The sequence below is a fragment of the Burkholderia aenigmatica genome, from assembly GCF_048627025.1.
GTDB lineage: Bacteria > Pseudomonadota > Gammaproteobacteria > Burkholderiales > Burkholderiaceae > Burkholderia > Burkholderia aenigmatica.
Window position 1 is genome coordinate 18673 of record NZ_CP184469.1, and the last position, 15623, is coordinate 34295.

At 62.2% G+C, this 15623-nt stretch carries 9 protein-coding genes, 2 tRNA genes and 2 rRNA genes; 12 read left to right on the forward strand and 1 reads right to left on the reverse strand.

The genetic code is table 11. The features are described from left to right. Positions 1-20: 20 nt before the first annotated feature. Entirely contained in the window at positions 21-1373 is a 1353-nt protein-coding gene (locus ACN8ZM_RS17130) for an MFS transporter (RefSeq protein WP_420211833.1), read from the forward strand. A gap of 106 nt (positions 1374-1479) precedes the next feature. On the opposite strand, the gene ACN8ZM_RS17135 is transcribed toward ACN8ZM_RS17130, so the two are convergent. Beyond that, entirely contained in the window at positions 1480-2589 is a 1110-nt protein-coding gene (locus ACN8ZM_RS17135; RefSeq protein WP_420211834.1) for a 2-aminoethylphosphonate--pyruvate transaminase, read from the reverse strand. Between the two features lie 260 nt (positions 2590-2849). On the opposite strand from ACN8ZM_RS17135, the gene phnS reads away from it, so the two are divergent. The 11 genes from phnS (at position 2850) to ACN8ZM_RS17190 (ending at position 15604) form a co-directional block, all read left to right on the forward strand. Further along, positions 2850-3938 (forward strand): 2-aminoethylphosphonate ABC transporter substrate-binding protein, encoded by a 1089-nt coding sequence (phnS, locus tag ACN8ZM_RS17140; RefSeq protein WP_043180848.1) that lies wholly within the window; start codon positions 2850-2852, stop codon positions 3936-3938. 34 nt (positions 3939-3972) lie between these two features. Then, complete coding sequence (gene phnT, locus ACN8ZM_RS17145) at positions 3973-5076, forward strand: 2-aminoethylphosphonate ABC transport system ATP-binding subunit PhnT (RefSeq protein WP_043180847.1); 1104 nt, start codon at positions 3973-3975, stop codon at positions 5074-5076. Further along, positions 5054-5974 carry a 2-aminoethylphosphonate ABC transporter permease subunit gene (gene phnU, locus ACN8ZM_RS17150; protein ID WP_043181466.1) on the forward strand — a complete coding sequence of 307 codons (921 nt, stop codon included), beginning with the start codon at positions 5054-5056 and terminating at the stop codon, positions 5972-5974. The genes phnT and phnU overlap by 23 nt, the downstream gene beginning before the upstream one ends. Next, a complete protein-coding gene (phnV, locus tag ACN8ZM_RS17155; RefSeq protein WP_043180846.1) occupies positions 5964-6824 on the forward strand; it encodes a 2-aminoethylphosphonate ABC transport system, membrane component PhnV in 861 nt (286 codons plus the stop codon). Before phnU ends, phnV begins: the two co-directional genes overlap by 11 nt. Continuing rightward, a complete protein-coding gene (gene phnA / locus ACN8ZM_RS17160) occupies positions 6821-8128 on the forward strand; it encodes a phosphonoacetate hydrolase (protein ID WP_205823590.1) in 1308 nt (435 codons plus the stop codon). Before phnV ends, phnA begins: the two co-directional genes overlap by 4 nt. Further along, positions 8125-9579 carry a phosphonoacetaldehyde dehydrogenase gene (phnY, locus tag ACN8ZM_RS17165; RefSeq protein ID WP_420211835.1) on the forward strand — a complete coding sequence of 485 codons (1455 nt, stop codon included), beginning with the start codon at positions 8125-8127 and terminating at the stop codon, positions 9577-9579. Before phnA ends, phnY begins: the two co-directional genes overlap by 4 nt. A 4-nt stretch (positions 9580-9583) precedes the next feature. Further along, positions 9584-10135 (forward strand): phosphonate degradation HD-domain oxygenase, encoded by a 552-nt coding sequence (locus ACN8ZM_RS17170; RefSeq protein WP_420211836.1) that lies wholly within the window; start codon positions 9584-9586, stop codon positions 10133-10135. A 509-nt stretch (positions 10136-10644) separates the two neighbouring features. Continuing rightward, a 16S ribosomal RNA gene (locus ACN8ZM_RS17175) occupies positions 10645-12177 on the forward strand. 64 nt (positions 12178-12241) lie between these two features. Further along, a tRNA-Ile gene (locus tag ACN8ZM_RS17180) sits at positions 12242-12318 on the forward strand. Between the two features lie 41 nt (positions 12319-12359). Next, positions 12360-12435, forward strand: a tRNA-Ala gene (locus ACN8ZM_RS17185). 287 nt (positions 12436-12722) lie between these two features. Next, positions 12723-15604: ribosomal RNA gene (locus tag ACN8ZM_RS17190) — 23S ribosomal RNA — on the forward strand. The 16S and 23S rRNA genes sit together here with 2 tRNA genes alongside, the layout of an rRNA operon. Positions 15605-15623 lie beyond the last annotated feature (19 nt).

Sequence of the window (15623 nt, forward strand, 5' to 3'; positions counted from 1 at the left end):
AGAGAGACCAGGAGACGACCATGCAGCACACCACCCACACGAGCGCCGCGCCGGCGCAGGCGTCCGGCACTGTCCGGCGCACCTCGGCGCGCTACAAGATTCTCGCGCTGCTCGCGATCGGCACGATGATCAACTATCTCGACCGCACCGTGCTGGGGGTGGCTGCGCCGCAGCTCACCAAGGAGCTCGGCATCAACGCGGCCGTGATGGGCATCATGTTTTCCGCGTTTTCGTGGACGTATGTGGCCGCGCAGGTGCCCGGCGGCCTCTTTCTCGACCGTTTCGGCAGCAAGGTCACTTACTACTGGTCGATGACGCTGTGGTCGCTGTGCACGTTCCTGCAGGGCTTCGTGCCCGGCGTCGCGACGCTGCTCACCTGTCGTCTCGGCCTGGGCATCGCGGAGGCGCCGTGCTTCCCGACCAACAGCCGCGTCGTCGCGACGTGGTTCCCGCAGAACGAGCGTGCGATGGCGACGGGTACTTACACCGTCGGCGAGTACATCGGCCTCGCGTTCTTCAGCCCGGTGCTGTTTGCGCTGATGGGGGCATTCGGCTGGCGCTCGCTGTTCTGGGTCGTCGGCGCGATCGGTATCGTGTTCGGCCTGGTCTGGTGGAAGTTTTATCACGAGCCGCGCAACCATCCGGGCGCGAATTCGGAGGAGCTGGCCTATATCGAGGCGGGCGGCGGCCTGGTGCACGGCCCGCGCAAGGACGGCGACAAAGTTGGCAAGGGCGCCAAGGGCGAGCAGAAGGCATTCAGCTGGTCGATGGCCGGCAAGCTGCTGAAGAAGCGCCAGCTCGCGGGCATCTGCCTCGGCCAGTTCGCCGGCAACTCGACGCTCGTGTTCTTCCTGACCTGGTTCCCGACCTACCTCGCGACCGAGCGTCACATGGGCTGGCTGAAGATCGGTTTCTTCGCGGTGATGCCGTTCATCGCCGCGTCGGTCGGCGTGATGTTCGGCGGGATCTTCTCCGACTGGCTGCTGCGCCGCGGCAAGTCCGCGAACCTCGCGCGCAAGCTGCCGATCATCGCGGGCCTGCTGCTCGCGTCGACGATCATTCTCGCGAACTACGTGCAGAGCAACGAGGCCGTGATCGCGATCATGTCGGTTGCATTCTTCGCGCAGGGGATGGCCGCACTCGGCTGGACGCTCGTGTCGGACATCGCGCCGGACGGCCTGCTCGGCGTCACGGGCGGCATCTTCAACTTCGCGGCGAACCTCGCCGGGATCGTCACGCCGCTCGTGGTCGGTTTCATCGTCGCGTCGACCGGGTCGTTCGTCGGCGCGCTCGTGTTCATCGGTGTGATCGCGCTGGTTGGCGCGGCGTCGTACATCTTCGTGGTCGGCGACATCAAGCGGATCGAGCTGTAAGCACCGGCTCCACGCACATCCAGTGCGTTCGCCCGGCAGCCGCAAGGCCGCCGGGCTTTTTTGTTTGCGCGTGCCGGCGGGTCTGCCGGCTGGCGTCGTACCGCGCTTATGCGCGCTGCACGGCGATGCCGAGCGACTCGACCGCTTGCGCGATTGCCGCGACCGCGCGCCGGATATCGTTCGAGTCGATCGCGCCGATGCAGCCGACGCGGAACGTCTCGAGCTGCGTGAGCTTGCCCGGATACAGGATGAAGCCCGCGTCGCGCACGGCGTCGTAGAAGCGGCGGAAATCGTAGGCCGGGTGGTCGGGCGCGTGGAACGTGACGATCACCGGCGCCTGCACGCTCGCATCGAGGAACGGCGTGAAGCCGAGCGCGTGCATCGATTCGACCAGCGTCCGGCAGTTGTCCACATAGCGCGCACCGCGCGCCGGCTGGCCGCCTTCGGCGAGATACTGGTCGAGCGCGGCGCGCAGCGCGGCGATCACGTGCGTCGGCGGCGTGAAACGCCACTGGCCCGTCTTGCGCAGATACGCGTACTGATCGTGGAGATCGAGCGCGAGCGACGGCGAGTTGCCTTCGCTCGCGTCGAGTGCGTCGCGCCGCACGATCGCGAACCCCATCCCCGGCACGCCTTCGAGGCATTTCCCGCTTGCCGAGATCAGCGCATCGATGCCGCTGCCGGCCAGCTTGATCGGCAGCGCGCCGAACGAGCTCATCGCGTCGACGATCAACCGCTTGCCGTGGCGCCGGCACACGGCGGCGATGTCGTCGAGCGGGTTCAGGATGCCGGCGCTCGTCTCCAGATGCACCTGCGCGACGTGCGTGATGCGCGGCTCGCGCGCGAACGCGGCTTCGATCGCGGCCGGATCGACGGCGGCGTCCTCGCCGAACGGCAACGCGATCGCCTCGATGCCGAGCCGCCCGAGGATCTTCAGGATGCGCGCGCAGTACGCGCCGTTGTCGGGCACCAGCACGACGCCGCCGCGCGGCACCAGCGTGCCGAGCGCCGCTTCGACCGAGAACGTGCCGCTGCCTTGCATCGGCACGCACACGTACTCGTCGCCGCCGTGCGCGATCGCGACGAGATCCGCGCAGACGCTGGCCGTCAGTTCATTGAAAGCGGCATCCCACGAGCCCCAGTCATGTTGCATTGCGTGGCGGGTTGTGGCGGACGTGGTGAGCGGGCCGGGCGTAAGAAGAATCGGATCGGACATGGTTTTCCTCTGCAAAGGTAGGAAGAAACGCCGGGCGGCATTTCTGAATGACTTGCATGATATTGGCAAAATGTGTCATTTTTTGGAAATTGTGGCATTCGTCACGGGTTTGTCATCGAACGCTGTGATCCTTCGCTTGCCGCGCAAAACCTAACCTCAGCGCGGCGGCGAGGCGGGCCGTCGATCGGCCTTGCCCGGAGATAACAGGAGAGCCGGATCGTGCCCCCGGCCATTTGGTGTTCCGCCTACGGAGAAGTCAGATGACACTGCAGAAACCCTCGCGCGCCGCTGCCGGCGCGTTCCGCAAGCTTGCGCTGGCCGCCAGCGTCGCCGGTCTGATGGGCGCCGCGTTGCCCGCCCATGCGGCGAGCGCGGTCGTGCTGTATACGGCAGACGGTCTCGAGAACCTCTATCGCGATGTGCTGCCGGCTTTCGAGAAGAAGGAAGGCGTCAAGGTCAACATCGTGACGGCGGGCAGCGGTGAAGTCGTCAACCGCGCGAACATCGAGAAGAACTCGCCGAAGGCCGACGTGCTCGTCACGCTGCCGCCGTTCATTCAGCAAGCTGGCCAGATGGGCCTGCTGCAGCCGTACCAGAGCGTGAACTACAAGAACGTGCCGGCCATCGCGAAGGCTGAAGACGGCACGTGGGCAACGTTCGTGAACAACTACTTCTCGTTCGCGATCAACCCGGACGTCGTGAAGAACCAGCCGAAGACGTTTGGCGACCTGCTGTCGCCGGCCTACGCGGGCAAGGTCGCGTACTCGAACCCGGCCACGGCCGGCGACGGGATGGCCGTGCTGATCCTGACGACGTCGCTGATGGGCGAGGACAAGGCGTTCGACTACCTCGCGCAACTGTCGAAGAGCGTGAAGTTCCACACGAAGGGCACGGGCTACCTGAACGTGCTGCTGTCGCGTAACGAAATCAGCGTCGCGAACGGCGACCTGCAGATGGACCTCGACGATGCCGAACACGGCGCGCTGTCCGTCAAGCCGATCTTCCTGGCCGCGAAGGATGGCGACCAGCCGACCACGTTCCAGCTCCCGTACGGCATCGGCCTGATCAAGAGCGGCCCGAACCAGGACGCCGGCAAGAAGCTGATCGACTACCTGATGTCGACGGAAGTGCAGTCGAAGGTGCCGGACATGTACGGTATCCCGGGCCGCACGGACGTGCCGCTGGCCGGCAAGAACGGCGAAGCGGTCAAGAAGGCGATCGCGGGCGTGAAGCTGATCCCGGTCGACTGGACCCAGGTGATGGCGAAGAAGCCGGTGTGGATCGAGCGCTGGAAGAAGGACGTGATCGGCAGCTCGGGCAAGCAGCTCGACGTCGTCAAGCCGAAGTGATCGGCGCACGCCGCCTGTATTTGTGAGCAAGAGGATGAACCCGGTGGAAACCACCCTGACCCATCCCGGCGCATTCGGCGCCGCCGAACCGCAAGCAACGTTGCGGTCCGGCGCGCCGGGCGGCGTGCAGATCGAACACCTGAGCGTGCGCTACGGCGCACGCACGGTGCTGGAAGATCTGTCGCTGTCGATCGGTGCCGGTGAATTTCTGACGGTGCTCGGCAAGAGCGGCTGCGGCAAGACCACGCTGCTGCGCTTCATCGCCGGGTTCGTGAAGGCCGATGGCCTGACCGGCACGCTGACCGTTGCCGGACGCGACCTGACCTATGCGCCGCCGCACAAGCGCAATCTCGGTCTGCTGTTCCAGAATTACGCGCTGTTCCCGCACCTGTCGGTGTTCGAGAACGTCGCATTCGGGCTGCGCGCCCGCGGCATGGCGTCGTCGGAAGTGACGCGCCGCGTCGCCGACGCGCTGAAGCTCGTGCAGCTCGGCGATGCGGGCCATCACCTGCCCGCGCAACTGTCGGGCGGGATGCAGCAGCGTGTCGCACTGGCGCGCGCGCTCGTGATCGAGCCGGACGTGCTGCTGCTCGACGAGCCGCTGTCGGCGCTCGACGCCAACCTGCGCGCATCGGTGCGCAGCGAACTGAAAGCGCTGCACGAGCGCCTGCCGAACCTGACCGTCGTCTGCGTGACGCACGACCGCGACGACGCGCTCGTGCTGTCCGATCGCGCGCTGCTGATGCGCGACGGCCATATCGCGCAGCTCGGCACGCCGCAGCAGTTGTACGACGCGCCGCAGGACGGCTACGTCGCACGCTATCTCGGCCCGGCGAACCTGCTGCCGCCGCACGTGATCTTCCCGCTCGGCGATCCGCGCCACGAAGTGCGCGGCAAGGTGGCCTGCGTGCGCCCCGAGCGCCTGACCGTGATGCCGCCCGCTGCGGGCGGGCTGCACGGCACGGTGTCGTCCGTCGAATGGCAGGGCGCGGACCTGTCGATCGCGGTCACGATCGATGCGGCCCCCGACGAACCCGTGCGCGTCACGATGCAACGCGGCCGCGGTGCGGCTCCCGAGCGCGGTGCGCGCGTTTCCCTGCATTGCGAGGCAGACGATGTCGTCCTTATCGAGCCCTGAAGCCGGCCTGCCGCCGCACGTGCTCGCGTCGGCCGCCGCGCACGCCGCCGCCGCGCGGCGCCGCAAGCGCATGGGCGACCTGCACCTGGCCGCGCTTGCGATCCTCCTGCTGGGCCCGCTCGTCGTCTATCCGCTGGTGCGGCTCGTGCTGCTGAGCGTATCGGGCGACCACGGGTTGAGTTTTGCCGCGTACCGCACGTTCTTCGGCAACCCCGACACGCGCGACGTGATGCTGACGACGCTCGGCGTGCTGTTCGCGAGTGCCGGCACCGCGTCGGTGCTCGGCGTGCTGCTGGCTGCGCTGCTGTTCTTCAAGCCGTTTCCGGGCGCGTCGCTCGTCACGCGGTTCCTGGAACTGTACGTTGCATTCCCGTCGTTCCTCGTCGCGTTCACGCTGATCTTCCTGTACGGCTCGCAGGGCTCGATCAGCATCGCGCTGCAGCACCTGTTCCATCTCGAGAATCCGCCGCTCGACTTCCTGTTCGGCATTGGCGGCGTGATCCTCGCGCAGACCGTGTTCTATACGCCGTTCGTGGTGCGGCCGACGCTCGCGTCGTTCGCGACGCTCGACCTGCGGCTGATCGAAGCCGCGCGCAGCCTCGGCGCGTCCGGCTGGATGCTCGCCCGCCGCGTCGTGCTGCCGATCGCGTGGCCGGGTATCGCCGCCGGCACCGTGCTGTGCTTTCTGCTGACGTTGAACGAATTCGGGATTCTGCTGGTGCTCGGCAGCGCGCGGCTCGTGACGCTGCCGGTCGCGATCTACAGCAGCGCGACCGTCGACCTCGACCTGCCGACCGCGTCGGCCGGCGCGGTCGTGATGCTCGCGCTGTCGCTGGCGCTGTATGCGGTTTATCGCCGGGTGAACCGGCGTGCGACGGGAGGGAACGATGTCCGCTGAATTTCGTATTGGGCAAGCCGTGCCGCGCCACCAGATCGGCTGGGGCGACACGGTGCTCAAGCATGCGTCGCGCGCGGCGCTCGCGCTGGCCGCGTTCGCGTGCTTCTGGTTGTTCGTGTTGCCTGTCGTCGTCGTCGCGCTGTCGAGCGTGTCGACGCAGTGGTCGGGCACGATTTTGCCGGCCGGCTACAGCCTGCGCTGGTTCGAGCGGCTCGGGTCGCCGGAATACGACGCGCTGCTGACGAGCCTGGAAATCGGCTTCGGCGTGTCGGCGGTCGGCACGATCCTCGGGCTGTGGCTTGCGCTGGCGCTCGAAGGGCGCGACCGGCGCGGCCTCGGCGCGGTGGTCGACGCGCTCGTGATGGTGCCGAACGGCGTGCCGAGCGTCGTGCTCGGGCTTGCGGTGCTGATCGCGTATCACCAGAAGCCGGTCGACCTGTCGAGTTCGGCGGCGATCGTCGTGCTCGTGCAGCTCGCGCTGATTTTGCCGTTCTGCTATCGCTGCGCGGCTGCCGCGCTGCGTCCGGAACTGACCGTGCTGCGTGAAGCCGCGGCGAGCCTCGGCGCGCCGCCCGCGATGGTGCTGCGCCGCGTGCTGCTGCCGCAACTCGTGCCGGCGCTGCGCGCGAGCCTTGCGCTCGGCTTTGCGCTGTCGCTCGGCGAGCTCGGCGCGACGCTGACGGTGTATCCGCCCGGCTTCGCGACCGTGCCGATCGTCGTGATCGGCCAGGTGGAGCGCGGTTACTACCTTCCGGCATCGGCGCTGTCGCTGCTGATGCTCGGCGCGTCGCTCGCGGCGCTGCTGCTGATCGCTGCGCGCGTGCCGCGCGGCAAGCGGGTGGCATCATGAACGCCGCGTTCGCATTGCGCCAACCGGGTGAAGCGTCGGCAGCCGGCGCTTCGACGGATCTCGCGGGACGTTCCGTCGACGTCAACGGCCGGCACTACCGGCTGCCGGTCGAGCCGACCGTCGTCGTCTGCGTCGACGGCTGCGAGTACGACTATCTCGAACGGGCGGTGGAAGCGGGCGTCGCGCCGTTCATCGGCCGGATGATCGCGGAAGGCACGGCCTGGCGTGGCGATTGCGTCGTGCCGACCTTCACCAACCCGAACAACCTGTCGATCGTCTGCGGCGTGCCGCCGTCGGTCCACGGGATCTGCGGCAACTATTTCTGGGATCCGGCCGCCGACGGCGGGCGCGGTGCCGAAGTCATGATGAACGACCCGGCCTACCTGCGGGCCGGCACGCTGCTCGCGGCGGCGTCCGACGCCGGTGCGCGGGTCGCCGTCGTGACGGCGAAGGACAAGCTGCGCCGGCTGCTCGGCTGGCAGATGAACGGCATCTGCTTTTCGGCCGAGAAGGCCGCGCAGGCGAATCTCGCGGAAAACGGGATCGTCGACGTGCTCGACTGGGTGGGCCTGCCGTCGCCTGACGTCTACAGCGCGGCGTTGTCCGAATTCGTGTTCGCGGCCGGCGTGCGGCTTGCGCAGACGCGCCAGGTCGACCTGATGTACCTGTCGACCACCGATTACGTGCAGCACAAGTGCGAGCCGGGCAGTGCCGGCGCGAACGCGTTCTACGCGATGATGGACGGCTATCTCGCGCAGCTCGACGCGCTCGGCTGGGTGATCGGGCTCACGGCCGATCACGGGATGAACGCGAAGCACGATCCTGCGACGGGCCGGCCGAACGTCATCTATCTGCAGGACGCATTCGACGGCTGGTACGGCGCGCAGGCTGCGCGCGTGATCCTGCCGATCACCGATCCGTACGTCGTGCACCACGGCGCGCTCGGCTCGTTTGCGACCATCTATCTGGCGCCGGGTGTCGACCGGGCGGAGGCGATGTGGCGCGTCGGCAGTCTCGACGGCGTCGAGCTCGTGCTCGACAACGCGGAAGCTGCCGCACGTTTCGAGCTGCCGGCCGACCGGATCGGCGATCTCGTCGTGATCGGCCGCCGCGACATGACGCTCGGCACGCGTGAGCGCGAACACGATCTGTCGGGTCTCACGGTGCCGCTGCGTTCGCATGGCGGCGTGTCGGAGCAGGAAGTACCGCTGCTGTTCAATCGCCGTATCGAGCCGCTCGATCCCGCGCGTCGCCCGCGCAACTTCGACGTGTTCGATTTCGTGCTGAACCGGGTCGCGACATGATGGCTCATCCCCGACACGATCACCCGGCGTTCCGTGCAGAGGCGCTGCGCTGGTGCGGCACGCGCGCGACGCGGGAACGCACGCTCGACGTCATGGACCCTTACACGGGCACGCGCGTCGGCACGGTGCCGCTGGCGAGCGTCGACGATGTGCGCGCGGCATTCGACTACGCGATGGCGTATCGGCCGAAGCTCACGCGTTACGAGCGCTCGCAGATCCTCGAGCGTGCGGCCGCGCTGTTGCGCGAGCGTACCGAGGAAGCGTCCGACCTGATCACGCTCGAATCGGGCCTGTCGAAACAGGACTCGCGCTACGAGATCGGCCGCGTTGCCGATGTGCTGAAGTTTGCGGCAATCGAGGCGCTGCGCGACGACGCGCAGAGTTTCTCGTGCGACCTGACGCCCCACGGCAAGGCACGCCGCGTGTTTTCGCAGCGGCAGCCGCTCGACGGCGTGATCGTCGCGATCACGCCGTTCAATCATCCGATGAACCAGGTGGCGCACAAGATCGCGCCGGCGATCGCGACCAACAACCGTGTGATCTTGAAGCCGTCGGAGAAGGTGCCGCTGTCGGCGTTCTACCTGGCCGACCTGCTGGTCGAGGCCGGGCTGCCGGAGCCGATGCTGCAGGTACTGACCGGCGATCCGCGCGAGATTGCGGACGAACTCGTCACGCATCCGCATGCGTCGCTGATTACCTTTACGGGCGGCGTGGCGATCGGCAAGGCGATTGCCGCGCGGGCCGGCTACCGCCGCATCGTGCTGGAACTGGGCGGCAACGATCCGCTGATCGTCCTCGACGATGCCGATCTCGAACGCGCGACGTCGCTGGCGGTGCTCGGCTCGTACCGGAATTCGGGCCAGCGCTGTACGGCGGTCAAGCGGATGCTGGTGCAGCGTTCGATCGCACCCGCCTTCACCGAGTTGCTGGTCGAGAAGACGCGCGCATGGAAGTACGGCGATCCGTTCGATCCCGCGAACGAAATGGGCACGGTGATCGACGAGGAAGCGGCGCGGCTGTTCGAGGCGCGGGTCGACGAAGCGGTCGCGCAGGGCGCACGCCTGTTGACCGGCAACGTGCGGCGCGGCGCGCTGTATGCGCCGACCGTGCTCGACAACGTCGATCCGTCGATGACGATCGTGCGCGAGGAGACCTTCGGCCCGGTATCGCCGGTGATCACGTTCGACACGATCGACGACGCGATCCGGATCAGCAACGGGACGGCGTTCGGGCTGTCGTCGGGCGTCTGTACGGACAGTACGGCGGCGGTCGTGCGGTTCGTGAACGAGCTGAACGTCGGCACGGTGAATGTATGGGAAGTGCCTGGCTACCGGATCGAGCTGTCGCCGTTCGGCGGGATCAAGGATTCGGGGCTCGGTTACAAGGAAGGCGTTCAGGAGGCGATGAAGAGCTTCACGAACCTGAAGACGTTTTCGCTGCCTTGGGAGTGAACGAATGGCATTGACGGTGGAAGAGATCCACGGGTTGTATCGCGAGCATGGCCATGTGGCCTATAGCGGCGAGCCGGTCACGCAGCTCGAGCATGCATTGCAGAGCGGGTTGCTGGCGGAAGAGGCGGGAGCTGACGACGCGCTGGTCGCGGCGGCGTTCCTGCACGATCTCGGGCATCTGCTGAATCGCCAGGGCGAGACGCCGAGCGCCCGAGGGATCGACGATCTGCATCAGTATTACGTGCTGCCGTTCCTGCGGCCGCTGTTTTCCGACGCGGTGCTGGAGCCGATCCGGCTGCATGTCGACGCGAAGCGCTGCCTGTGCCGCACGGACGCCGGCTACTTCGAGAGCCTGTCGCCGGACTCGGTGCGCAGCCTCGCGTTGCAGGGCGGCATCTTCAGCGAAGAGGAGACGGCGGTGTTCCTGCAACGCCCGTTCGCGAAGGACGCGCTGCGTCTGCGCCGCTGGGACGATACGGCGAAGGAAGAAGGCAAGGTGACGCCGGATCTCGATCACTATATGGAGATCGTCGCGCGCCAGGCGCGCGTGGGCTGACGGTTCGGCCGCTTCTATATAAGGCCCCGCACGCGGTAGCGTGCGGGGCCTTAAATTTTTTTGAGAAAACCCCTTGCGCAGATCGAAGAGGCTGCCTACAATCACGCCTCTTTCGCGCTAACGGAAACGCGGCGCGGGAGAGGGAAGCAGGGTTGGCGGTGTGCTGCAGTCTGGAGCGCGCCACTGGCCTGGAAGTTGAGCCCCGCAGTCGCAACGATGTAGTGAAAAAAGTTGTTGACGAAATGCGAAACACGGTTCATAATCTCGCTTCTCTGCTGCTGAAAACGCAGCGCTGCTGAGAAACACGAAGTTCCTCGCAGAAACGCTCTTTAAAAATTAACAGCCGATAAGTGTGGGCGCTTGATGGAAGCGAGCTGATCCTCGGATCAGATAGCGAAAGTATCAAGAGTCTCACACTAAAGTAAGTCAGGTTTATGAAGCAATTCATATTCCTGTCAGCTTTGAGTGAGCGACCGGTTCTTAACTGAACCGAAAACAGTAACAGGTTTAAACTGAAGAGTTTGATCCTGGCTCAGATTGAACGCTGGCGGCATGCCTTACACATGCAAGTCGAACGGCAGCACGGGTGCTTGCACCTGGTGGCGAGTGGCGAACGGGTGAGTAATACATCGGAACATGTCCTGTAGTGGGGGATAGCCCGGCGAAAGCCGGATTAATACCGCATACGATCTACGGATGAAAGCGGGGGACCTTCGGGCCTCGCGCTATAGGGTTGGCCGATGGCTGATTAGCTAGTTGGTGGGGTAAAGGCCTACCAAGGCGACGATCAGTAGCTGGTCTGAGAGGACGACCAGCCACACTGGGACTGAGACACGGCCCAGACTCCTACGGGAGGCAGCAGTGGGGAATTTTGGACAATGGGCGAAAGCCTGATCCAGCAATGCCGCGTGTGTGAAGAAGGCCTTCGGGTTGTAAAGCACTTTTGTCCGGAAAGAAATCCTTGGCTCTAATACAGTCGGGGGATGACGGTACCGGAAGAATAAGCACCGGCTAACTACGTGCCAGCAGCCGCGGTAATACGTAGGGTGCGAGCGTTAATCGGAATTACTGGGCGTAAAGCGTGCGCAGGCGGTTTGCTAAGACCGATGTGAAATCCCCGGGCTCAACCTGGGAACTGCATTGGTGACTGGCAGGCTAGAGTATGGCAGAGGGGGGTAGAATTCCACGTGTAGCAGTGAAATGCGTAGAGATGTGGAGGAATACCGATGGCGAAGGCAGCCCCCTGGGCCAATACTGACGCTCATGCACGAAAGCGTGGGGAGCAAACAGGATTAGATACCCTGGTAGTCCACGCCCTAAACGATGTCAACTAGTTGTTGGGGATTCATTTCCTTAGTAACGTAGCTAACGCGTGAAGTTGACCGCCTGGGGAGTACGGTCGCAAGATTAAAACTCAAAGGAATTGACGGGGACCCGCACAAGCGGTGGATGATGTGGATTAATTCGATGCAACGCGAAAAACCTTACCTACCCTTGACATGGTCGGAATTCCGCTGAGAGGTGGAAGTGCTCGAAAGAGAACCGGCGCACAGGTGCTGCATGGCTGTCGTCAGCTCGTGTCGTGAGATGTTGGGTTAAGTCCCGCAACGAGCGCAACCCTTGTCCTTAGTTGCTACGCAAGAGCACTCTAAGGAGACTGCCGGTGACAAACCGGAGGAAGGTGGGGATGACGTCAAGTCCTCATGGCCCTTATGGGTAGGGCTTCACACGTCATACAATGGTCGGAACAGAGGGTTGCCAACCCGCGAGGGGGAGCTAATCCCAGAAAACCGATCGTAGTCCGGATTGCACTCTGCAACTCGAGTGCATGAAGCTGGAATCGCTAGTAATCGCGGATCAGCATGCCGCGGTGAATACGTTCCCGGGTCTTGTACACACCGCCCGTCACACCATGGGAGTGGGTTTTACCAGAAGTGGCTAGTCTAACCGCAAGGAGGACGGTCACCACGGTAGGATTCATGACTGGGGTGAAGTCGTAACAAGGTAGCCGTATCGGAAGGTGCGGCTGGATCACCTCCTTTCCAGAGCTATCTCGCAAAGTTGAGCGCTCACGCTTATCGGCTGTAAATTTAAAGACAGACTCAGGGGTCTGTAGCTCAGTCGGTTAGAGCACCGTCTTGATAAGGCGGGGGTCGTTGGTTCGAATCCAACCAGACCCACCACCGTCTTGACTGGCGGTACACCCTGAGGAATATCTGTACATGGGGGCATAGCTCAGCTGGGAGAGCACCTGCTTTGCAAGCAGGGGGTCGTCGGTTCGATCCCGTCTGCCTCCACCAATCTTCAATGACAAGCGTTCGACTTGAGTCGAATCTTTGTCATTGGCGATTGAGCCAGTCAGATTGATATGAGTAAAACCATATCGGCTGTCGTTCTTTAACAATCTGGAAGAAGTAAGTAATTTGGATAGCGGAAGCGTCTATGAGATGGACGTGAAAACTATCCGGGTTGTGATTGTATCGATGTATCTCAAGATGATTCGAACTCTATGTTTGACTCAATTGGAATACGGCACAAATGCGAGAACTCAACCTGTAACGACTGTCGAGAGACAGACTCGTTATAGGGTCAAGCGAACAAGTGCATGTGGTGGATGCCTTGGCGATCACAGGCGATGAAGGACGCGGTAGCCTGCGAAAAGCTACGGGGAGCTGGCAAACAAGCTTTGATCCGTAGATGTCCGAATGGGGAAACCCACTCCTTTTGGAGTATCCATGGCTGAATACATAGGCCATGTGAAGCGAACGCGGTGAACTGAAACATCTAAGTAACCGCAGGAAAAGAAATCAACCGAGATTCCCAAAGTAGTGGCGAGCGAAATGGGATGAGCCTTGCACTCTTTATTTGTATTGTTAGCCGAACGCTCTGGAAAGTGCGGCCATAGCGGGTGATAGCCCCGTAGGCGAAAACAGTATGAAAGAACTAGGTGTGCGACAAGTAGGGCGGGACACGTGAAATCCTGTCTGAAGATGGGGGGACCATCCTCCAAGGCTAAATACTCGTGATCGACCGATAGTGAACCAGTACCGTGAGGGAAAGGCGAAAAGAACCCCGGGAGGGGAGTGAAATAGATCCTGAAACCGCATGCATACAAACAGTCGGAGCCTCGTAAGGGGTGACGGCGTACCTTTTGTATAATGGGTCAGCGACTTACGTTCAGTAGCAAGCTTAACCGTATAGGGCAGGCGTAGCGAAAGCGAGTCCGAATAGGGCGTTCAGTTGCTGGGCGTAGACCCGAAACCAAGTGATCTATCCATGGCCAGGATGAAGGTGCGGTAACACGTACTGGAGGTCCGAACCCACTAACGTTGAAAAGTTAGGGGATGAGCTGTGGATAGGGGTGAAAGGCTAAACAAACTTGGAAATAGCTGGTTCTCTCCGAAAACTATTTAGGTAGTGCCTCGTGTCTCACCTTCGGGGGTAGAGCACTGTCATGGTTGGGGGGTCTATTGCAGATTACCCCGCCATAGCAAACTCCGAATACCGAAGAGTGCAATCACGGGAGACAGACATCGGGTGCTAACGTCCGGTGTCAAGAGGGAAACAACCCAGACCGCCAGCTAAGGTCCCCAAATATAGCTAAGTGGGAAACGAAGTGGGAAGGCTAAAACAGTCAGGAGGTTGGCTTAGAAGCAGCCACCCTTTAAAGAAAGCGTAATAGCTCACTGATCGAGTCGTCCTGCGCGGAAGATGTAACGGGGCTAAGCTATATACCGAAGCTGCGGATGCGTGCTTTGCACGCATGGTAGGAGAGCGTTCCGTAAGCCTGCGAAGGTGCGTTGAAAAGCGTGCTGGAGGTATCGGAAGTGCGAATGCTGACATGAGTAGCGATAAAGGGGGTGAAAGGCCCCCTCGCCGTAAGCCCAAGGTTTCCTACGCAACGTTCATCGGCGTAGGGTGAGTCGGCCCCTAAGGCGAGGCAGAAATGCGTAGCTGATGGGAAGCAGGTCAATATTCCTGCACCATTGTTAGATGCGATGGGGGGACGGATCGCGGAAGGTTGTCCGGGTGTTGGAAGTCCCGGTCGCTGCATTGGAGAAGGCGCTTAGGCAAATCCGGGCGCGGAATTCAAGGGTGTGGCGCGAGCTCCTTAGGGAGCGAAGCAATTGGAAGTGGTTCCAAGAAAAGCCTCTAAGCTTCAGTCTAATGATGACCGTACCGCAAACCGACACAGGTGGGCGAGATGAGTATTCTAAGGCGCTTGAGAGAACTCGGGAGAAGGAACTCGGCAAATTGGTACCGTAACTTCGGGATAAGGTACGCCCTTGTAGCTTGATGCCCCTGCGGGCAAAGGGTGAAGGGGTTGCAATAAACTGGTGGCTGCGACTGTTTAATAAAAACACAGCACTCTGCAAACACGAAAGTGGACGTATAGGGTGTGACGCCTGCCCGGTGCCGGAAGATTAAATGATGGGGTGCAAGCTCTTGATTGAAGTCCCGGTAAACGGCGGCCGTAACTATAACGGTCCTAAGGTAGCGAAATTCCTTGTCGGGTAAGTTCCGACCTGCACGAATGGCGTAACGATGGCCACACTGTCTCCTCCCGAGACTCAGCGAAGTTGAAGTGTTTGTGATGATGCAATCTACCCGCGGCTAGACGGAAAGACCCCATGAACCTTTACTGTAGCTTTGCATTGGACTTTGAACCGATCTGTGTAGGATAGGTGGGAGGCTATGAAACCGGAACGCTAGTTTCGGTGGAGCCGTCCTTGAAATACCACCCTGGTTTGTTTGAGGTTCTAACCTTGGCCCGTGATCCGGGTCGGGGACAGTGCATGGTAGGCAGTTTGACTGGGGCGGTCTCCTCCCAAAGCGTAACGGAGGAGTACGAAGGTACGCTAGGTACGGTCGGAAATCGTGCTGATAGTGCAATGGCATAAGCGTGCTTAACTGCGAGACCGACAAGTCGAGCAGGTGCGAAAGCAGGTCATAGTGATCCGGTGGTTCTGTATGGAAGGGCCATCGCTCAACGGATAAAAGGTACTCTGGGGATAACAGGCTGATACCGCCCAAGAGTTCATATCGACGGCGGTGTTTGGCACCTCGATGTCGGCTCATCTCATCCTGGGGCTGTAGCCGGTCCCAAGGGTATGGCTGTTCGCCATTTAAAGAGGTACGTGAGCTGGGTTTAAAACGTCGTGAGACAGTTTGGTCCCTATCTGCCGTGGGCGTTGGATATTTGAAGGGGGCTGCTCCTAGTACGAGAGGACCGGAGTGGACGAACCTCTGGTGTACCGGTTGTCACGCCAGTGGCATCGCCGGGTAGCTATGTTCGGAAGAGATAACCGCTGAAAGCATCTAAGCGGGAAACTCGCCTTAAGATGAGATATCCCTGGGGACTAGATCCCCTTGAAGGGTCGTTCGAGACCAGGACGTTGATAGGTCAGGTGTGTAAGCGCAGTAATGCGTTCAGCTAACTGATACTAATTGCCCGTAAGGCTTGATCCTATAACAAGTCTGTCTCGCG